This is a genomic window from Micromonospora saelicesensis, assembly GCF_900091575.1.
Lineage (GTDB): Bacteria > Actinomycetota > Actinomycetes > Mycobacteriales > Micromonosporaceae > Micromonospora > Micromonospora saelicesensis.
Map to the genome: position 1 here is coordinate 1,296,876 of NZ_FMCR01000001.1, position 19,522 is coordinate 1,316,397.

Here is a 19,522-nt window from a genome sequence, read left to right on the forward strand (position 1 = left end):
TTCCTTAAGATCCGCAGGCTCCACCTGATCCCCCAACTGGAGGAACCCCCTCATGCTCACCCACTCCACCCGGCGTTGGCTCGCCGGACTGGGCGTAGCAGGCGCGTTCGTCGCTGCCTCCGCCAGCCCGGCCGTCGCCGAAGAGCCCTCGAACGAGGTCTTTCTTTACGCCAACAACGCGCTCATCGCATCCGGCGGCGAGGCCAAGGCGGTCACCCTGCAGGCCTTCACCGAGGCACTGCCCGAGAACTTCACCATCACTGTCGACCGCACGGCCGTGAAGGACTTCGCCGAGGTCACCCTGACCGACTCGCTGCCGGGCTGTTCGGAGGCCGGATCGGTCATCACCTGCACGCTCAAGGGCGCCGACACCATCGACTACGTCCTCGATCTGACCGTCAAGGCCAAGGACTCCGCATCGGTCGGGAAGAAGGGTGACCTGACCCTCACCCTGGCGGCGAAGGACAGGGCGAACGTCACCACCAAGTCGACCATCGAGGTCGGCGAGGGTGTGGACCTGAAGGCTGACGAGACTCTCGAAGTCTCGGGCGCACCGGGGTCGACGTTGAAGGCGCCACTGCGGGTCGCGAACGTGGGTGACAAGCCCACCAACGGCGCCGTCCTCCTCATCACGTCCACTCCCGGTATCGCCACCTCGCGGCACTCGAACTGCTCATACCTGCAGGCATTCGGGACGAACTTTGCGCAGTGCTCGTACGACCAGAAGATCGAGCCTGGCGCGGTCCTGCAGTTGGACTCGTCGTCCACGCTGAAGATCGCCGCAGACGCCTGGGCGCCGGGCCTGCAGTACGGCTCAGGTTGGTGGTTCGCCGATGGAGACTGGGCCGAGTTCCTCGCGGACTTCCCGATCCCGGTCGACCAGTGGGAGAAGGGGACCGGCGCTGAGCTGACCCTGGTGCCGGCACCGAGCGCACAGGCCCACCGGCTTCGGCAGACCGACAAGGACTCCAGCAACAACGCCACGGCGATCCTGGCAACCGTGACCGGCAGCCAGGGTGCCGACGCGGCCGCCACCGGGGCCGAGGTGAGCGGCGCCGTCGGCAAGACGGTGAACGCCAAGGTCGGGTTCGTCAACAACGGCCCGGCGATGATCAACTCCTACTCTCCCGATGAGCTGGTCACCACCGCAGAGATCACGATCCCGGCCGGTGCCACCGCCGTGAAGGCGCCGGAAGAGTGCGTGCCGGTCAAGGACGGCGAAGAGTTCGGCGGGTACGGCGAGCCGGGCGCTCGCCTCTACTTCTGCGAGTGGTACGAGACGCTGCACAAGGGTGACAGTGCGGTGTTCGAGTTCGGTCTGCGCATCGACAAGCTGGCTGGCGCACCGGGTGCTGTTCACCTGCGGCACTTCAACCTGGACGGAAATGGCTCGACCGTGGCCGACCTCGACTCGAAGAACGACACTGCGGCCTTCGTGATCAAGGGCGCCGCCAACGGTGGCGACGGTGGCACGGGCGGCGGTGACGGCGGCACGCTGCCGATCACCGGTCAGTCCACCGGGCTGATCGCCGGCCTCGGCGCGTTGCTGCTCGCCGCGGGCGTCGGCGGCTACCTGGTGGCCAAGCGCCGCCGGACCCGCTTCGTCGCCTGACCCACCCCGCACCACCGGTGCCCCGTCGACCACCACGGTCGGCGGGGCACCGTCGTTGGAACCCACGACGCCGGGACTCTGTCGTTGGACCCCACGGCGCGGGCGGGTGGTGACGGGCCGGTCCGGCGCGGCCGGGGCCCCGGGCTTCGGTACCCTTTGTGGCCGTGGACACAGCTGAGAAGACCCGCGCTCTCGTGGAGAGCGTCGCCCTGAACCCGCTCGATCCCAAGGATCTGTTGCAGACCTTCGGGCTGATCGGCGTGTGGGTGATCCTCTTCGCCGAGACCGGCCTGCTGGTGGGCTTCTTCTTTCCGGGTGACTCGCTGCTGTTCCTCGCCGGGGTCGCCTCGTCACCGGTGGCGGACGCGATCTTCGGCGACGGCACCCGCCTCTCCCTTGCCGGCCTGCTGATCGGTGGGCCGATCTGCGCGATCGTCGGCGCCCAGCTGGGGCACTGGCTCGGCGCGCGGTACGGCCGGCCGATGTTCGAGCGGCCGAACTCCCGGCTCTTCAAGAAGGAGTACGTGGAGAAGGCCGAGTACTACTTCCAGAAGTTCGGCCCGGCGAAGGCCGTCGTGCTGGCGCGCTTCATTCCGATCGTCCGGACGTTCCTCAACCCGGTCGCCGGCGCGCTCGGCATGCCGGCCAGGAAGTTCCTGCTCTGGAACATCGTCGGCGCGGTGCTCTGGGTGGACGGCATCCTGCTGATCGGCTACCTGCTGGCCGAGCAGATCTACCAGGCCATCGGCGACAAGATCGACCACTACATCCTGCCGGTGGTGGCCCTGATCATCCTGATCTCGGTGCTGCCGATCTTCTTCGAGTTCCTGCGCGACCGGCGGGCTCGTAAGCGCGGCGAGGCGGTGGCGGTGGTCGCGGCGGCCAGTGCCGCCGGCGCCGTGGAGGCGGCCCGCGAGGCGTTCGACCACGACGGGCACCAGCACGGCCGTCAGCGCCCGGAGCACGGTCAGGATCGTTGAGCGGTACGACGACGGCCGGCCCCCTGGCAAGGGGGTCGGCCGTCGGCATGTCGAACCCGGCCTCCGGTGGTGCGACCGGGGACGAGCAGGTGTCAACCACCGGTGGCGCCACCCCTGGCTCGCCACCGGACGCCGCCCCGGCTCGGAACGGCGTGTAGTGCCTAGGTCAGCGGGCCTTCTTGGTGGCCCGCTTACGCGGCGGGGTCAGCAGGTCGGCGATCGTCGCGATCGCACTCGGGACCAGGCTGTAGTACGCCCAGACACCGCGCTTCTCCCGCTGCAACAAGCCAGCCTCGGTGAGGATACGCAGGTGATGACTGACCGTCGGCTGAGAGAGGCCGAGCGGCGCCGTCAGGTCACAGACGCACGCCTCGCCCTCGGGGGCCGACTGGATCAGGCTGAGCAGCCGCAACCGAGCAGGATCAGCAAGGGCCTTGAGGACCCCGGCGAGACGCTCGGCATCGGCACGTTCGATCGGCTCGCCGTTTAGCGGCGAGATCTGAGGCATAGTCATTTCGGCCAACGCAGTTCCCACGTATTCCATCCTTCCACCAGCAGCATCGATCCGCCTGCATATCAGCAGATCCGAATCGGCAGACTTTTACGCCACAAGGCCGAGGTCAGCCAACGTATAGGCCGCCCGGTACGGCAATCCGGCGGCTCGCACCGCGTCGCCGGCGCCTCGATCAACAATAACCACCACGCCCACGACTTCCGCCCCGGCCTCGCGAAGCGCCTCGACAGCCGTCAAAACACTTCCGCCCGTCGTGGATGTGTCCTCCACCGCCAACACTCGACGGCCAGCCACCTCCGGTCCCTCGATCCGTCGCTGAAGACCGTGAGCCTTGCCCGCCTTGCGCACCACAAAGGCGTCCAGGGCCCGGCCGGTCGGAGCGGCGGCGTGCAGCATCGAGAGCGCGACAGGGTCCGCGCCCAGGGTGAGGCCCCCAACGGCGTCGAACTCCCAGTCGGCGGTGAGGTCGAGCATCACCCGGCCGACCAGAGGAGCGGCCCGGTGATGGAGCGTGACGCGCCGCAGATCCACGTACCAGTCTGCCTCGCGCCCCGACGAGAGCACGACCCGCCCGTGGACCACAGCCAGGTCGGTAATGAATTTACGCAGGTCGTCGTGGTCCCCCATGGCGATAGAGGTTACTGCGCAACTCTGAACGCCGTGTGCGGGGTCCACCCTGATCAGCCCCGAGGGGAACAGATGACTGGCGATGCTCGACTACGCTCAGCAACTGGCCCGACAGCGGCGCGCCAACGCCGTCCCACCATTCACCGGGGGTCGAGGGGGCGGTCGAAGCTCAGCGCTCGTCGCGACCGATCCGGCCGCGGGTGTCCCGCGCGACCGCCTGGAGCAGCCGCCGCGGCGCGTGTCGCATGCCGGCGACGACCACCTTGTACTTCCACGCCGGGATGCTGACCATCTTGCCTTTGCGCAGGTCACGCAGGGCTTCGTCCACCACATCCTCGGCCCGCAGCCACAGCCACTCCGGCGTCTTTGACATGTTGATGCCGGCCCGCTGATGGAATTCGGTGCGGGTGTAGCCGGGGCAGAGGGCCATCACCTGAACGCCGAACGGCCGCGCGGACTGCCCGACGGACTCGCTGAAGTTGGTCACCCACGCCTTGCTGGCGGAGTACGTCGATCCGGGCATGGCCGTACCGAAACCAGCGACCGAAGAGACATTTATCACTGCCCCATTTCGCCGTTCAGTCATCGGTCGGAGCGCCGCCAGGGTCAACCGCATGACCGCGTGCACGTTGAGTCGCAACAGTCGCGCCTCGTCCTCCGCCGTGGAGCGCAGGAACGGTTTGTTCAGGCTGATCCCCGCATTGTTGACCAGCAGGTGCACCGGGCTGCCGTCGGCGAGCCGCTGCTCCACGGTGGCGCAGCCGTCGTCGGTGGACAGATCCGCCGGGATCGTCTCCACCTCGCGTCCGTACGTGGAACCCAGCTCGGTGGCCAACTCGGTCAGCCGCGCCGCGTCGCGGGCAACGAGCACCAGGTGCCAGCCGTCGGCGGCCAGCCGTCGCGTGAACGCCGCGCCGATGCCGGCGGTGGCCCCGGTGATCAGGGCTCGGCGCTCAGCAGTCGTGGGGTCGAGCGTCACGGAGTGGTCCTCACCTGGGCGGGTACGGGGGCGTGTGTGGCGCCGACGGGGGCTGGTGCGGGGCGGGCGTGAACATGGGCGGTGCGGTTGGCGCGGTCGAGCGGTGGCGGTCGAACCAGCTGTTCGCCGCCGGCAGTGCCAGCAGCGTAGCTACTACAAGGTAACCGAGCGCCTGTGCGACGGAAAGCCCGGCGTTGAGCGGGATCCACCAGGACGGGTACGCGTCGCCGATCAGACCGAGCAACTCGGCGAGAGCCTGCTCGCCCGAGCCCAGTTGCAGTGGCGCGGACCGTTCGCCGACGACCACCGCCACGCTGCAACAGCCGGCGAGCAGGCCGAGCCCGCTGACCACCCAGGTCGCCACCCGGACACCGTTGCGACCGGTCAGCAGCCCCAGGGCCAGGCCGGCGAGCACCGGCGCGGAGAGCACCGCCACCACCGCCGACAGCACCGCGGATGCGCGGAGCAGAGTCACCACGTCGTCGATCTGCTCCGGGCTCGCCGAGGTGTCGCGGGCGGCGGAGCGGAACGCGTCGACCGTCCCGCCCAGCACCACCAGGTCGACCACTGCGTACGCGAGCGCGGCGACAGCCATCACCACCAGCACGGCCGCTGCCGACACGACGGCGGCGGGCCGGCGGGCCGGTGCCGATTCCGGGTACGACACGACGAATCCCTCCGGTAGGCGTCGGGTTGCAACCTACTCGGAGGGATCGTCGGCGTCGTGCTTATCGAGCCGTCAGCTGGTCGGCGGCGGGTTTGACCCGGGCCGGTCCGTGGGCGGCGTGTCGTCCGGCCGGTTGGCGGCCGGTGGCGGCGGGTAGCTCGGCTCCCCACTCGACGGATAGCCCGGCTCACCCGACGCCTGCGGGTAGCCCGGCTGACCGGGCGCCTGCGGGTTGCCCGGGTAGCTGGCGCCCGGGGTCGGCGGCTCCCAGGCCGCGGTCTGCTTGCGGAAGAACGGGTTCGCCTTCGGCAGCGCCAGCAGGACCAGCGCCGCGATCAGCGCGATCAGGCTGAGCACGCCGAGCAGGAGGCTGACCGGGGTGACCCAGGAGGGCAGGGCCTCCTCCAGGCGGCGCTGGATCTCCTCCGGGCTCGGCCCGTCGCTGGTGTTTCCGCCACCGGTGTTGAAACCGCCGGCCGCGTTGCTGAGCAGGCCACCGCCCACGCAGCAGACCATGATGCCGCCGACGATCCAGGTGGTGATCCGGGCGCCGTTGCGGCCCTGGTTGTTGAACAGGGCCAACACGCCCAGCACGACCGCGAGCAGCAGCAGGACGATGCTGCCACCGATGCCGACGACGGCGAAGACGTCCGCCACCTGGTCACCATCGGTGTTGCTGTCCGCGTACGCCGCACGGAGCGCGTCACGCGTCTTGCCGAAGGTGCTGAGCGTGATGATCAGACTGATCACCTGGAGCGCCAGGAACAGGAAGAGCAGGTAACTGGAAATCGACACAATGGATGGCCGCTGACGGGCCGGCGTGCTCTGGGAATCGACCACGATTCTCCTTCCCTAAGATCGCGCCCACACCGTATCGACAACCGGCCAGTTCGGCATGCCGTGACGAGCCCGGCGCGTCCGCCCGTTCCGGCTCAGCGGGCCTCAGGAACGGGGCGGGCGGATCCTCAGGTCGGCGGGGTCGAGCAGGTCACCGCGGGCGACCCGCCAGCCCTCTTCGCCGTACGCCTCGAAGGAGAGCCGCGCGGCGCCACCGGACTGGTAGTCGTGGTAACGCATCGTCCCGGTCGACGGCAACTCGGTCTCTCCGGTGGCTGTGTAACGCGCCTGCCCGGTCTCGGCCCAGGTGTAGCGCCGCCCGCCGAGTTCGATGGTCGGGGCGCCCGGGGTGACGGTCGCGCCCGGTTCGGCGGTCCAGAACACCAGCTCGAGTTCGGGGCCGTCCTCCACGGAGAGCCGGTGGCGGGTGCCGGAGTCGTCGTCGAGGAGGTGCTGCACCCAACTCCAGTCGCCCTCGACCAGACGGATCGTGGCACTCACCGCGTACTCCCGCTCGCGGATCCGCACGCGGTCGCCAGGGGTCAGGCGGAGCGGACCGTCGCCCGGTGGCTCCGCTGGCTGGCCGTCCGGCCGGCCCGTCGGCCGTCGGCGGGCCCGCACGACGACCACTACCACCGCGAGTACGGCAACAGCCGCCACCAGGCACGTCACCAGCGCGTCCACCCGACCACCTCCCCAGGTACGTCGGCGCAGACGGTAACAACCCTCGGCACCAGAAAGGCCCGCGCTGTGGCCGACAGCTCAGCTGACGGAGACCGTCGGGTGGGTCCTCCGGTGGCGTCGTCGGCGGGCCGGTCGGACGCGGCGCGGTGGCCGGCGGGCTCACGGCTCGCAACGTCCGGGGCGTTGTCGGCGACCGGCACGACCAATCGGGTGGCACCGACCGGCGAATTGATCATGCTGCGGCGAGCCGCCGACTGGCGTAGGTGCCCAGGGTTTCGCGGTCCATCACGCAGCCGACGAAGGTGGTGAACTCGCTCGGGTCGTCCCGCAGCGACGTCCAGGCCGCTCGGGCCGCCTCCGGGTCGACCCGCTCCAGCAGCGTGGCCGCGTACGCCCGGCCGGCGGGTGTGCCGTCGGCCAGCACCCGGTCGAGCTGGCGGCGTACCTCCTCGGGGTGGTCGCCGAGGGCCGCCTCGACCCGGTGGTACGCCTCGGTCACCGGCAACAGCGTGCCCGCGATCCCCACCCCACCGAAGGCGAGCGTGTCAGCCGCCACCAACTCGTCGACGGCCGCGCCCAATTCGCGCTCCCAAGCCTTGCGCATCCCAAACATGCCTCCACCCTTTCCCCGTCCGCACCCACTCCACCCCGTTAATCAAGAGGTTTGCGCCATGAGCGGACTCTCTCCTGACACAGCCACCGTGTTCAGGCGCCAGGTGGTGGGGTCAGTAGCCGCGCCACTCCGTGCGGGCGTAGTCGAGGACCCTCGGTTGGAGGAGGGTGCTGGGGGGCACGTTCAGGCGGGCGCGGTCGGGGGGAAAGGCCGCCGCCGCCCGCAGCACGCCCGGGTCGAGGAAACGCAGCCGGGGCGCGTCGGCCGGCAGGTCCAGCACCGGCGGGACGGTTCCCGCCGTGGCCAGCAGGAAACCCCAGTCGCCGAAGGACGGCACGTCGACGTGGTACGGCACGGTGGCGAAGCCGGCTTCCCGCACCGACGCGTCGATCGACCAGTATGAGCGGGGCGCGAAGTACGGCGAGCCGGACTGCACCACCAGCCGTCCCTGCTCGGCGAGCACCGACCTGATCAGCGCGTAGAACTCGACGGTGTAGAGCTTGGCGGTGGCCGTCTCGTCCGGGTCGGGCAGGTCGGCGACCACCACGTCGAAGCGCTCGGCGGCGGTACGCAGCCAGCCGAACGCGTCGGTGTTCAGCACCCGTACGCGGGGGTCGTCGAGCGAGCCGCCGTTGAGCGCCCGCAGCTGCGGCACGGTGCTGGCCAGCGCCACCACCGCCGGGTCGAGGTCGACCACTGTCACCCGGCGGACGTCCGGGTACCGCAGGATCTCCCGGACGGCGAGGCCGTCGCCGGCACCGAGAACCAGGACGTCGCCGCGCGGGCCGCGCATCGCCGGATGCACCAGCGCCTCGTGGTAGCGGTACTCGTCGACCGAGCTGAACTGGAGATCACCGTTGAGGAACAACCGCAGGTCGGTGTCGGCGTGGCCGACCTCCCGCACCGACCGGGTCAGCACGATCTCCTGGTAGCGGGAGCGTTCGGCGTACACCACCGGGTCCCGGTAGAGCTGCTGGCGGGCGGTCACCTCGAAGTCGGCGGCGGTCACCCAGGCGTACCCCAGGCAGAGCGCGACCACGACAGAGCCGGCGCCGAGGACGAGCCGGGCGCGGCGGCTCAGCTCCCGCCGGAACACCGTGCAGACCAGGGCGAGACCGGCCACCGCGTTCACGGCGCCGACCACCAGGGCACCCTTGAGCTGGCCGAAGACGGGGATCAACAGGAACGGGAAGGCGAGCCCGCCGAGCAGCGCGCCGACGTAGTCGGCGGCGAACAGGTCGGCCACCGCGCTGCCGGCGGCCTGCTCGCGGATGCGCTGCAGCATCACCATCAGCAGCGGAATCTCCGCGCCGATCAGCAGGCCCAGCACGAAGGCGGTGCCGACCAGCGCCGGGCCGTACAGGTCGAGCCAGGCGAAGGCGGCGTAGAGGCCGAGCACGGACAGACCGCCGAGCAGGGCCAGGGTCAGTTCGATCACCGCGAACGCGGCGGCGGCCCGGGGCTGCAACGGCTTCGCGGCCAGCGCGCCGACCCCCATCGCGAAGACCATCACGCCGAGCACGATCGACGCCTGCCCGACGGTGTCACCGATCAGGTAGCTGCCGAGCGCGACCAGGGCCAGCTCGTAGACCAGCCCGCAGGCGGCGCAGACGAAGACCGCGACCAGCACCGCCGCGCGGGCCAGCCGCCAGTGCGGTCGGGCCTCGGTGCCGCCGTCGACCACCGGCGGCGCCCCGGTGCTCATGACCGCCCCGGGTACGGCCGGCCGGCGCCGCCCGGTCGCGGACCCCCGGTCATCAGAGGATCGCGGCGGCGATGATCGCGCCGGTGGCCAGGTGCACCACGGCCGACACCCACACGGCGGGGTGCGGCTCCGGGTCGACCAGCAGCTCGCCGAGCCGGCCCGGGGTCACCGCGTCGAGCAGCAGGAACGCGGCGGCCATGATGACCAGGCCGACGATCCCGTACGCCGCCGCGCCGACCAGCCCCAGGGCGAAGTCGTCGTCGCTGGCGACGATCGCCGCGACCACGATGGTGCCGACGCCCAGCAGGTTGGACGCGAGCAGCAGCGCCGCGTTGCGGTTGCGCTCGGTCCAGATCAGTTCGTGGAGCTTGCCAGGAGTGGTCAGGTCGACCAGCGCGTAGCCGACGCCCATGAGGACGACGCCGACCGCGCCGAAGGCGAGGGTGGCCAGCAGATCGGTGACGAGGTTCTGCACGGAAGGGCTCCAGGTGAAGGGGTCGGGCGTCGGGCTACTTGCCGGTGCCGGGGCCGCCGCCCCGAACGCTGCTGCCGCGTCCCCAGCCCCAGTACGACCCGACGGTCGAGTGGTAACGGGGGTGAGCGGTGTCCATGTCCTCGAGCAGGATCACCGAGCCGGCGGCGATCGGCAGGATCACCACCGAGTCGTCGTCGTAGCGCAGGTAGACGCCGCTGCTGTCGGCGTACCGGTCGGACGGCTTCCACGCGTCGGTCAGTTCCTTGGCGACAGTGGTCGGTGACTTGGACGAGGTGTACGCGGTCGCTTCCCGGCCGATGTCCCGGCTGGCCGCTCGCGAGTACCTGTCCTGCACGTAGGCGCGCGGGGAGAAGGTGCCGTTGACGAGCGCGAAGGCCGCGACCAGCACGCCGACCACGGCCGCCGCCGCGCCCACCACGAACCAGCGTCGGTATGTCATCGCAGTGCCACCACCGTCTCGGTCAGGACCAGCTCATTGGTCTGGGGGTACGCGTGCCAGGTACGCCAGCCGACCGAGCCGTGGGGCAGGTCGGTGCGCACGGCCAGCGCGGTGACCGCGTCCGGGTCACCGGGAAAGACTCCGACCAGGGCGTACGGGTCGTCGGCCAGGTCGGCGCGGAGGCCGGCGATCCGGGTGTGCAACTCACCGTCGGTGGGACGCAGCACGCTGGCGGTGAAGCGGTAGCCGCCCGCCTCGTCGTGCAGGGCGCCGGGCAGGTGCGGTGGCCGACCGGGCAGGCAGGCGACCGTCTCGGTGAGTCCGGCCGCACCGCCGGGTTCGGCCAGCACGACCTGGTGGGACGCGCCGAGCAGGCGCAGCCGCAGCCGGACGTCCCCGGGCAGCGTGAGGTCGCGGACGTGCAACGCGGGCCGCTCCGGGCCGCCGAGTGCCAGGCTCAGGTCGGCGGCGCAGGTGTCGACGTACGGGGTGTGGAGGCTCACCAACACGTCAGCTGGCCTCCGGCCCGGCCTGCGGGTACACCATCACGTCGGCGCGGTGCAGCTGCTCGCCCCGGGCGGCCTCCCAGCCGGCCTGGCCGTACGCCTCGAAGGAAAGCCGTTCGCCGCCCTGCGCCCGGTAGTCGTGGTATCGAACGGTGCCACTGGGGTCGAGGCCGGTGCTGCCGGTGGCCGTGAAGCGGGCCTGACCGGACTCCTCGGAGGCGTAGCGGCGGCCGGCAAAGTCGAGGGTGGACGCACCCGGGGTGATCGTGGCGGCCGGCTCGGCGGTCCAGAGCACCAGCTCCAGGTCCGGGTCCTCCTCCACGGAGAGCCAGCGCTTGTCGCCCTCGACGGTGTCCAGCAGGTGCTCGGCCCAGCTCCAGCCGCCCTCATGCAGATGCACCGAGCCTCGGACCGCGTACGACACCCGGCGGATCTCGACGATGTCTCCGGGCTTGAGGCTGCGCGGGTCGCCGCGGAGCGCGTCGCTGTCGGTGTCCCGGAACGGGTCCGCGGGTGCCGCCGGCCGGGCGGCCTTGCGGCCCTTGCGCACCGCCACCACCGCCACCACGACCCCGGCGACTCCGATCAGACACCCCAGCGTCGTCACCAGGTACGCCACTGAACCATTCATGCCGACCACCTCCCCAAGTGCGTCGGCGGGAACGGTAACAACCCCGCGCACCTGGAGAAACACATCATTGTCTGGTGATGCGGCAGCTACGGAGCGTCCCGGTGGGGCGCCGGTGGGGGCGGAGAACGGGTCGGGCCGACCCCGCCTGCGAGGCGGGATCGGCCCGGGTGCGACGGATCAGGCGGCGGTTACGGAGAGGGTGTTGGTTTCGGTGGCGCGGTCCACCTTCACCGTTTCGCCGTCGCGGATCTGACCGGACAGGAGGGCCTTCGCCAGTTGGTCTCCGATTGCGGTCTGGACCAGGCGACGGAGCGGGCGCGCACCGTAGATCGGGTCGTAGCCGTGCTCGGCCAGCCAGTCCCGGGCGGCATCGGTGATCTCCAGCCCCAGCCGGCGATCGGCCAACCGCCGCCGCATCCGGTTCAACTGGATGTCGACGATGGAGCGGAGGTCGTCCCCGCGCAGCGAGGCGAAGACCACGATGTCGTCCAGCCGGTTGAGGAACTCCGGCTTGAAGTGCGACCGGACCACGGCCAGCACGCCCTCCCGGCGCTGCTCGTCGGCGAGCGTCAGGTCGCTGATCACCGACGACCCGAGGTTGGACGTGAGGATCAGGATCGCGTTGCGGAAGTCTACGGTGCGGCCCTGGCCGTCGGTGAGCCGGCCGTCGTCGAGCACCTGGAGCAGCACGTCGAAGACGTCCGGGTGGGCCTTCTCCACCTCGTCCAGCAGCACCACCGAGTACGGCCGTCGGCGTACCGCCTCGGTGAGCTGACCACCCTCGTTGTAACCGACGTAGCCGGGCGGGGCACCGACCAGGCGAGCGACCGAGTGCTTCTCGCCGTACTCGCTCATGTCGATGCGGACCATGGCCCGCTCGTCGTCGAAGAGGAACTCGGCGAGCGCCTTGGCCAGCTCGGTCTTGCCGACGCCGGTGGGGCCGAGGAAGAGGAAGCTGCCGGTCGGGCGGTCCGGGTCGGCGATACCGGCCCGCGCACGGCGTACCGCGTCGGAGACCGCGCCCACCGCCTCGGTCTGGCCGACCACCCGGCCGCCCAGCGACTCCTCCATCCGCAGCAGCTTGGCCGTCTCACCCTCCAGCAGGCGGCCGGCGGGGATGCCGGTCCAGGAGGCGACCACTGCGGCGATGTCGTCCGCGCCGACCTCCTCCTTGAGCATCGCGCCGTCGGCCTGGAGCTGGGCCAACTCCTCCGCGGCCTGCTTCAGCTCGACCTTCAGGGCGGGGATCCGGCCGTAGCGCAGCTCGGCGGCGCGTTCCAGCTCGCCGTCGCGCTCGGCCCGCTCGGCCTCACCGCCGAGGCGTTCCAACTCCTCCTTGGCGGTGGAGAGCTTGGTGATGTGGCTCTTCTCCGTCTGCCAGCGCTCGGAGAGCACTGTGAGCTGCTCGCGCTTGTCGGCCAACTCCTTGCGGAGTCGCTCCAGCCGCTCGGCCGAGGCGGCGTCCGGCTCCTTGGCCAGGGCCATCTCCTCGATCTCCAACCGGCGGACCGCCCGCTCGATCTCGTCCACCTCGACCGGACGCGAGTCGATCTCCATTCGGAGCCGGGACGCGGACTCGTCGACCAGGTCGATCGCCTTGTCCGGCAGGAACCGGTCGGTGATGTAACGGTCGGACAGTGTCGCGGCGGCCACCAGCGCGGCGTCGGTGATCCGTACGCCGTGGTGCACCTCGTAGCGCTCCTTGAGCCCGCGCAGGATCCCGATGGTGTCCTCGATGGTCGGCTCACCGACGAGCACCGGCTGGAAACGGCGCTCCAGCGCCGGGTCCTTCTCGATGTGCTCGCGGTACTCGTCCAGCGTGGTGGCGCCCACCATCCGCAGCTCACCGCGGGCCAGCATCGGCTTGAGCATGTTGCCGGCGTCCATCGAGCCCTCGCCCTTGCCGGCGCCGACGACGGTGTGCAGCTCGTCGAGGAAGGTGATGACCTGCCCGTTGGAGTTCTTGATCTCCTCCAGGACGGACTTCAGGCGCTCCTCGAACTGGCCCCGGTACTGCGCGCCGGCGACCATCGCGCCGAGGTCCAGCGAGATCAGCTTCTTGTCGCGCAGGGACTCGGGCACGTCGCCGGTGACGATCCGCTGGGCCAGGCCCTCGACGATCGCGGTCTTGCCGACGCCGGGCTCACCGATCAGCACCGGGTTGTTCTTTGTACGCCGGGAGAGCACCTGGATGACCCGACGGATCTCGGAGTCCCGGCCGATGACCGGGTCGATCTTGCCGTCCCGGGCGCTGGCGGTGAGGTCGACGCCGTACTTGGTCAGGGCCTGGTAGGTCTGCTCGGGGTCGGCTGTGGTGACCCGACGGTCCCCACCGCGGACGGTCGGGAAGGCGGCGACCAGGGCCTCCTCGGTGGCACCGGCGATCTTCAGCGCGCCGGACACCGCTCCGCCCACCCGGGCCAGACCGGCGAGCAGGTGCTCGGTGGAGGTGTACTCGTCGCCCAGCGGCCGGGCGATCTGCTCGGCGGCGCCGATGGCGTTGACGAACTCCCGAGCCAACGTCGGCTCGGCGATGCTGGAGCCGCGGGCGGCCGGCAGGTTGTCGACAGCGCGCTGGGCGGCCTGGCGCAGCTCGGTCGGGTCCGCCCCGACGGCGCGCAGCAGGCCGGTGGCGGTCGAGCCGTCGGTGTCCAGGAGTGACAGGAGCAGGTGCCAGGGCTCCACGGTGGCGTGACCACGCTGGTTGGCCAGCGCGACAGCGCCCGTGATGGTTTCGCGGCTCTTGGTGGTGAGTCTTTCGGTGTTCATGGGCTCCCCCGGATCGGCGTTGTCCATTGGGTTGGACACAACCAGAGTTGAGCGTATTCCGCTCAACCTTAGCGCGTGACGGCCATCACTCCCGGCGCCGCCACCGCCAGTCGAACTCGCCGGCCGCCGGGGGCGGGCCAGGCAGCGGGTCCGCGTCCGGCACCGACGACAGGCCGGCCAGCAAAACCGCGAGCTGCCGGCGGCGCAGTTGGCGGGTCCGCTCCGGATCGGGTACGCGGACCGCGGCGCACGCCTCCAACAACAACCCCAGATCGTGTACGACAGCGTCGGGGCGCAGCCGCCCGCTGGCGTGGGCCCGGTCGACCAGGGCGGTGGCCAATTCGCCGGCGCGCATCGCGTCCCGGCCCATCTCCTCGGTCGGGGTGAAGGTGCCGGCCAGATGGACGGTGAGCGAGTGCACGTCGGCGTCGACCACCCGGGTCAGGAAGTTGGTGAACGCGGCCCAGTCGTCCGGCTCGTCGAGGGCGGTCTCGGCCTCCGCGACGTACCGGCGCAACCCGTCGTGGCAGAGCTGACGCAGCAGGTCCTCCTTGCCCGCGTAGCGCCGATAGAGGGCGCTGATGCCGACGCCCGCGCGCTCCGCGACGGCGGCGATCGGGGCTTTCGGGTCGTCGAGGAAGACGGCGCGGGCGGCTTCGAGGATCACCTCGTCGTTGCGGGCGGCCTGGGCGCGGCGACCGCCCAGCGTCTTGCCGGAAGTCGTTGACATGCCCCCAGCCTAACAGTGGAACGGATCGTTCCGCTCTGCTATCGTGATTGCAGAACGAAACATTCCGTTCCGAAGGAGTTCCCGCATGAGCGACACCGCGATCCGCCCGTTCCGCGTCGAGATCCCGCAGACCGCCCTCGACGACCTGGCCGACCGGCTCGGCCGCACCGTCTGGCCCGCCGACCTGCCCGGCGCCGGCGACTCGTACGGGATGAGCAACGACCGGGTGCGCGACCTCGTCGACCGGTGGCGGGGGGAGTTCGACTGGCGGGCCGTCGAGGCCCGCCTGAACGCTCACCCGCAGTTCGTCACCGAGATCGACGGCGAGCAGATCCACTTCCTGCACGTCCGGTCATCCCGGCCGGACGCCACGGCGCTGGTGCTCACCCACGGCTGGCCCGGCTCGGTGCTGGAGTACCTCGACGTGATCGCTCCGCTCACCGAGCCGACCGACCCGGACGCGCCGGCCTTCCACGTGGTCGTCCCGTCACTGCCCGGCTTCGGCTTCTCCGGCCCGACCCGCGGCGTCGGCTGGAACCGGTTCCGCATCGCCCGCGCCTGGGCCGAGCTGATGGACCGACTGGGGTACGACAGCTACGGCGCGGTCGGCAACGACGCCGGCTCGATGATCGCGCCGGAGCTGGGCCGGATCGCTCCGGAGCGGGTGCTCGGCGTACACGTCACCCAGCTCTTCTCGTTCCCCTCCGGCGACCCGGCCGAGTTCGCCGGGCTCTCCGAGGCCGACCAGGCCGCGCTCGGGCACCTCCAGTGGTTCTACGAGAACAAGTTCTCCTTCAACCAGGTGCACAGTCAGCAGCCGCAGACCCTGGCATTCGCGCTGGCCGACTCGCCGGTGGGGCTGCTCGCCTGGAACGCCCAACTCTTCGACGAGAGCCTGGACGCCGACTTCATCCTGGCCAACGTGGCGCTCTACTGGTTCACCGGCACGGCCGCCTCGGCGATCCGGCTCTACTGGGAGGACGCACACGCGGGCGATCCGCCGACCGAGCCGACCACCGCTCCGACCGCGCTGGCCATGTTCCCCGGCGACTTCCAGTCCATCCGCCGCTTCGCCGAGCGGGACCACGCGAACATCGTCCGGTGGACGGCGTACGAGACCGACGTCGACGGCCGGGGCGACGTCGGCGGCCACTACGCGGCCCACCAGGCCACCGAGGTGCTGATCACCGACATCCGCGAATTCTTCGCCAGCCTCCGCTGACCACGGCGTGCCCACGTGCCCGCACCCGCTCTGCCGGGGCGGGCACCGGCGCATCCAGCCCCGACGCCCGGTGCCGCTTGGTCGAGGGCCACCAAGGCAAGGGCACGTACGTGGCCGAGAAGTAGATCTTGGTACGAAAGTGCCCCTGGAGGGGCCGGATTCGTCCAAGATCTCTGGCGCTGACCAAGTAATCGGATCGCCGGTCGATCACGTCAGGAGGTGTCGAGGATGATCTTCGTCCAGCGGCGCTCGGCCACCCAGCCGACGCCGAGCAGGATCCCGCCGTCCCCACCGACCGCCACGAGCGTGCCGTCGGTCAGCACGGACAGGCTGCGGTCGGGGCCGATCGGCCAGGGCAGCTCGGTGTAGCGACCGCCCCCGACCGCGCCAGCGCCCGCCGGGCCGGTCACCGCGAACAGCCCGCCGCCGATTGGCGCGACGGACTGGATCTGCGGCGGATGCCCGTCGGCGCCGACCAAATTCCACCCTCGGCGCAGTCGCCACAGCGCCGGAAAGGACCTGCGGTCTGGTCGCTGCCCGACCAGCCACGCCGTCCCGTCCCGCTCGACCACCGCCCGCAACACACCGACGTGCCCGTCGGGAGCCGGCACCGGGGTCTGCTGCCAGCTCCGCCCCCGGTCGAACGAGACCGCCGCGTACGGCTTCCCGTCCTCCGATCCGGCCGCGACCACCAGCAGGCCGTCGCCCGCGTCGACAGTGCTCAATCCGGGTACGCGCGGCTGCGCGGCCAGCGGGCGCAGCCGTTGGCCGTCCCACTCGCCGACCTGACCACTGCCCTCGATGAGCTGGAATCGACTCTGCGCGCCGACCCACTGCGGCGGTGGCCCGTCCAGCCTGTGCGTGAACGAGGTGCCACCGTCGGTCGAGGTCCACCAACCGTGCGGCTCACTCCGCAACGTCAGAACCCCCGGCGCGGCGTAGAGCTGGTGGTTCTCCGCCGCCGGGTGGGGATGTCGCAACTCCCGCCAGGACCGTCCGCCGTCGTCCGTCGCGAACAGTCGCGCCGGACAGTCGTCGCCGGGCGGCGGCTCGCCGCAGTTGGCGAAGAGGGCGTAGCCGTGCTCGGCGTCGACGAACTCGACGTACGGAGGGTCGTACCGCTGTGGAACGGCGACCCGGACACGGCGTACCTCCGCGACGGCGGCCGATGGAGACGGCGTGGTGACGGCCGCTCGGGACGACGGGGTCGGCGGCTTCCGGCGGACGTCGCCGATCGAACATCCAGCCAACATGAGTACGAGCAGCAGCACCGCCCGACCTGATATCCGTCCGATCATCGGCGTCTCCGACGCAGTAGTCTTGCCCGGGTGCGAGTACGTGTCGAGCAGACCGCCTTACCCGGGATCGGGGTACGTCACGATCTGGTGACGGAGTCCGGACGTCGCCTGGGCGTCGTTTCCCACCGCAATGGCCGCCGTGATCTCGTTCTCTACGATCCCGACGACCCCGACGCCTGCCAGTCGGACATTCCGCTGACCGATGACGAGGCCGAGGCCCTGGCCGACATCCTCGGCGCGTCGCTGATGCTCGGCCAGCTCTCCGGGCTCCGCGAGCAGGCCGCCGGTCTGCTCACCGAGCAGATCGCCATCACGGCCGGTTCCCCGTACGTCAACCGGAAGCTCGGGGACACCAAGGCGCGTACCCGCACCAGCGCCTCCATCGTGGCTGTACTGCGTGAAGGCGAAGTGATCGTCTCTCCACTCCCCTCCTTCCGCTTCGCGGCCGGCGATGTGGTGGTCGTTGTCGGGACCCGTAGAGGTCTCGACGGCGTGTCCGCCATCCTCGCCGACAGTGACCCGGACGGCTGAGGCGGATGCACGATTCCACCACTCTGCTCGTCGAAGTCGGCGCGCTGCTGTTGCTGCTTGGCGTCCTCGGTCGGCTGAGCCGCCGGGTAGGCCTGTCACCCATCCCCCTCTACCTGCTCGCCGGGCTGGCCTTCGGGCACGGTGGGCTGCTCCCTCTCGCCGCCAGCGAGGAGTTCTTCGCGGTGGGCGCCGAGATCGGCGTCATCCTGCTGCTGGTGATGCTCGGCCTGGAGTACTCGGCAAACGAACTGGTCGGCAACCTCCGGTCGGCGGCCCCGGCCGGGCTGATCGACGGCGTGTTCAACGCGCTGCCCGGTGCGGCCTTCGCCCTCCTGCTCGGCTGGGACTGGGTCGCCGCCCTGGTGCTCGGCGGCATCACCTGGGTCTCCTCCTCCGGCGTGATCGCCAAGGTCCTCGCCGACCTGGGACGACTCGGTAACCGGGAAACCCCGGTGATCCTGTCGGTCCTCGTGATCGAGGACCTGGCGATGGCGCTCTACCTGCCACTGGTCACCGCCGTGCTGGCCGGCACCGGCCTGCTCGGTGGCGGCATCGCACTCGCCGTCGCGGTGGGCACGGTGCTGCTCGTGCTGGTCGTCGCCATCCGGTACGGCCACCTCATCTCCTCCGCCCTGTCGGCGAAGGACCCGGAGGCGCTGCTGCTCGGCGTACTCGGCCTGACCCTGCTGATCGCCGGGCTCGCGGCGAAGCTCCAGGTCTCGGCGGCGGTCGGCGCGTTCCTGGTCGGCATCGCGCTCTCCGGCCCGGTGGCGCACCACGCGACCGAGCTGCTCTCGCCACTGCGGGACCTGTTCGCGGCGGTGTTCTTCGTCTTCTTCGGCCTGGTCACCGACCCACGGGACATCCCGCCGGTGCTGCTGCCGGCGCTCGCGTTGGCCGTGGTCACCATGGCGACGAAGACGCTCACCGGCTACCTCGCCGCCCGCCGGGTCGGCATCGCGGAACCCGGTCGATGGCGGGCCGGCCTGGCACTCGTACCCCGAGGTGAGTTCTCCATCGTCATCGCCGGTCTCGCGGTGGCTGCCGGGAGCGTCGAGCCGCGGTTGGCAGCGCTGGCCGCGACGTACGTCCTGATCACCGTGGTGACCGGGCCGATCCTGGCTCGACTGCCCGACTTCCCGTGGTTCAAGCGGTGGCTGCGCAACCGCGCGGCGGCCCAACGGCGGGAGCCGATCCCGGTCGTCGACTCACTGCACTGAGCTCCACCTGAACGCCGCAGCGGCATGGGTCGCACCCTCGCGAAGGTAGAACCGGTGCGCCTCGGTCCGGGCGAGGCCGGACTCCAGGAAGACGTAGTCGGCACCCTGTTCGCACGCCCACGCCCTGGCCGCTGTCAGGAGGCTGGAGCCGACACCCCGGGAGCGCCACTCGGGGTGCACGGCGAGGTCCTCGATCGAAGCCCGACGGCCGAAGCGCACCGAGAGGATGTCCACGTAGACGCTGGCGATGCCAACCAACTGATCTTCATCGGATCGCGCGGCGAAGAGTGCGACGTCCTCGTGGGCGAGCAATTGTGCGGTCCGCTCGACGGCGCGGTCGCGGTCCCAATCCCCGGGACGGCTACCGGGAGGGGCGAGAAGCCACTCCAGCCCCGTGACGAACTCGGCCTCGGCGCCTCGCTGTAACCGTCGAACATGGATTGTCATAGGGGCATCATCAGC

General features: G+C 70.7%; 21 protein-coding genes. 5 read left to right on the forward strand and 16 right to left on the reverse strand.

What is annotated here, in order from left to right; all coding sequences use genetic code 11:
* Positions 1–52 precede the first annotated feature (52 nt).
* Both GA0070561_RS06150 and GA0070561_RS06155 read left to right on the forward strand, forming a co-directional pair.
* Positions 53–1,612, forward strand: coding sequence for an LPXTG cell wall anchor domain-containing protein (locus GA0070561_RS06150; protein WP_091396151.1), 1,560 nt, complete (start codon positions 53–55; stop codon positions 1,610–1,612).
* Positions 1,613–1,770: 158 nt separating this feature from the next.
* Positions 1,771–2,592 (forward strand): DedA family protein, encoded by an 822-nt coding sequence (locus GA0070561_RS06155; protein ID WP_091396153.1) that lies wholly within the window; start codon positions 1,771–1,773, stop codon positions 2,590–2,592.
* Positions 2,593–2,758: 166 nt separating this feature from the next.
* Here the strand turns inward: GA0070561_RS06155 and GA0070561_RS06160 are convergent, their stop codons facing one another.
* From GA0070561_RS06160 to GA0070561_RS06225, 14 genes are all read right to left on the reverse strand, one after another.
* Positions 2,759–3,136: an ArsR/SmtB family transcription factor gene (locus GA0070561_RS06160; RefSeq protein ID WP_030332125.1), complete on the reverse strand. Its 378-nt coding sequence runs from the start codon at positions 3,134–3,136 to the stop codon at positions 2,759–2,761.
* A gap of 57 nt (positions 3,137–3,193) precedes the next feature.
* The gene (gene pyrE / locus GA0070561_RS06165) at positions 3,194–3,733 is read right to left on the reverse strand and encodes an orotate phosphoribosyltransferase (protein WP_091396156.1); all 540 of its coding nucleotides are present in this window, start codon (positions 3,731–3,733) and stop codon (positions 3,194–3,196) included.
* 169 nt (positions 3,734–3,902) lie between these two features.
* Positions 3,903–4,712 (reverse strand): SDR family NAD(P)-dependent oxidoreductase, encoded by an 810-nt coding sequence (locus GA0070561_RS06170; RefSeq protein ID WP_091396159.1) that lies wholly within the window; start codon positions 4,710–4,712, stop codon positions 3,903–3,905.
* Positions 4,713–4,722: 10 nt separating this feature from the next.
* Entirely contained in the window at positions 4,723–5,379 is a 657-nt protein-coding gene (locus tag GA0070561_RS06175) for a hypothetical protein (protein ID WP_091396162.1), read from the reverse strand.
* A 72-nt stretch (positions 5,380–5,451) separates the two neighbouring features.
* Positions 5,452–6,219 (reverse strand): hypothetical protein, encoded by a 768-nt coding sequence (locus GA0070561_RS06180; RefSeq protein ID WP_091396164.1) that lies wholly within the window; start codon positions 6,217–6,219, stop codon positions 5,452–5,454.
* A gap of 102 nt (positions 6,220–6,321) precedes the next feature.
* The gene (locus GA0070561_RS06185; RefSeq protein ID WP_091396165.1) at positions 6,322–6,900 is read right to left on the reverse strand and encodes a DUF4178 domain-containing protein; all 579 of its coding nucleotides are present in this window, start codon (positions 6,898–6,900) and stop codon (positions 6,322–6,324) included.
* 232 nt (positions 6,901–7,132) lie between these two features.
* Positions 7,133–7,513 (reverse strand): hypothetical protein, encoded by a 381-nt coding sequence (locus GA0070561_RS06190; protein ID WP_091396168.1) that lies wholly within the window; start codon positions 7,511–7,513, stop codon positions 7,133–7,135.
* 112 nt (positions 7,514–7,625) lie between these two features.
* Complete coding sequence (locus GA0070561_RS06195) at positions 7,626–9,218, reverse strand: polyamine aminopropyltransferase (RefSeq protein WP_091396171.1); 1,593 nt, start codon at positions 9,216–9,218, stop codon at positions 7,626–7,628.
* 52 nt (positions 9,219–9,270) lie between these two features.
* Positions 9,271–9,693 (reverse strand): DUF350 domain-containing protein, encoded by a 423-nt coding sequence (locus GA0070561_RS06200; RefSeq protein ID WP_088950911.1) that lies wholly within the window; start codon positions 9,691–9,693, stop codon positions 9,271–9,273.
* 34 nt (positions 9,694–9,727) lie between these two features.
* The gene (locus GA0070561_RS06205; protein ID WP_091396174.1) at positions 9,728–10,153 is read right to left on the reverse strand and encodes a DUF4247 domain-containing protein; all 426 of its coding nucleotides are present in this window, start codon (positions 10,151–10,153) and stop codon (positions 9,728–9,730) included.
* Positions 10,150–10,662 (reverse strand): DUF2617 family protein, encoded by a 513-nt coding sequence (locus tag GA0070561_RS06210; RefSeq protein WP_091396177.1) that lies wholly within the window; start codon positions 10,660–10,662, stop codon positions 10,150–10,152. Before GA0070561_RS06210 ends, GA0070561_RS06205 begins: the two co-directional genes overlap by 4 nt.
* A gap of 1 nt (position 10,663) precedes the next feature.
* On the reverse strand, positions 10,664–11,290 hold the full coding sequence (locus GA0070561_RS06215; protein WP_091397479.1) for a DUF4178 domain-containing protein: 627 nt from the start codon (positions 11,288–11,290) through the stop codon (positions 10,664–10,666).
* A gap of 177 nt (positions 11,291–11,467) precedes the next feature.
* Positions 11,468–14,059 (reverse strand): ATP-dependent chaperone ClpB, encoded by a 2,592-nt coding sequence (gene clpB / locus GA0070561_RS06220; RefSeq protein ID WP_091397481.1) that lies wholly within the window; start codon positions 14,057–14,059, stop codon positions 11,468–11,470.
* Positions 14,060–14,144: 85 nt separating this feature from the next.
* The gene (locus GA0070561_RS06225; protein WP_091396179.1) at positions 14,145–14,789 is read right to left on the reverse strand and encodes a TetR/AcrR family transcriptional regulator; all 645 of its coding nucleotides are present in this window, start codon (positions 14,787–14,789) and stop codon (positions 14,145–14,147) included.
* 85 nt (positions 14,790–14,874) lie between these two features.
* On the opposite strand from GA0070561_RS06225, the gene GA0070561_RS06230 reads away from it, so the two are divergent.
* Positions 14,875–16,011, forward strand: coding sequence for an epoxide hydrolase family protein (locus GA0070561_RS06230; protein WP_091396182.1), 1,137 nt, complete (start codon positions 14,875–14,877; stop codon positions 16,009–16,011).
* A gap of 212 nt (positions 16,012–16,223) precedes the next feature.
* On the opposite strand, the gene GA0070561_RS06235 is transcribed toward GA0070561_RS06230, so the two are convergent.
* The gene (locus GA0070561_RS06235) at positions 16,224–17,309 is read right to left on the reverse strand and encodes a beta propeller repeat protein (RefSeq protein WP_141710321.1); all 1,086 of its coding nucleotides are present in this window, start codon (positions 17,307–17,309) and stop codon (positions 16,224–16,226) included.
* A gap of 30 nt (positions 17,310–17,339) precedes the next feature.
* Between GA0070561_RS06235 and GA0070561_RS06240 the strand changes: the two genes are divergently transcribed.
* Positions 17,340–17,840, forward strand: a complete 501-nt coding sequence (locus tag GA0070561_RS06240; RefSeq protein ID WP_030332098.1) for a cation:proton antiporter regulatory subunit — start codon at positions 17,340–17,342, stop codon at positions 17,838–17,840.
* A gap of 5 nt (positions 17,841–17,845) precedes the next feature.
* Positions 17,846–19,060, forward strand: a complete 1,215-nt coding sequence (locus GA0070561_RS06245; protein ID WP_091396187.1) for a cation:proton antiporter — start codon at positions 17,846–17,848, stop codon at positions 19,058–19,060.
* On the opposite strand, the gene GA0070561_RS06250 is transcribed toward GA0070561_RS06245, so the two are convergent.
* On the reverse strand, positions 19,049–19,507 hold the full coding sequence (locus GA0070561_RS06250) for a GNAT family N-acetyltransferase (RefSeq protein WP_091396190.1): 459 nt from the start codon (positions 19,505–19,507) through the stop codon (positions 19,049–19,051). The genes GA0070561_RS06245 and GA0070561_RS06250 overlap by 12 nt on opposite strands.
* Positions 19,508–19,522 lie beyond the last annotated feature (15 nt).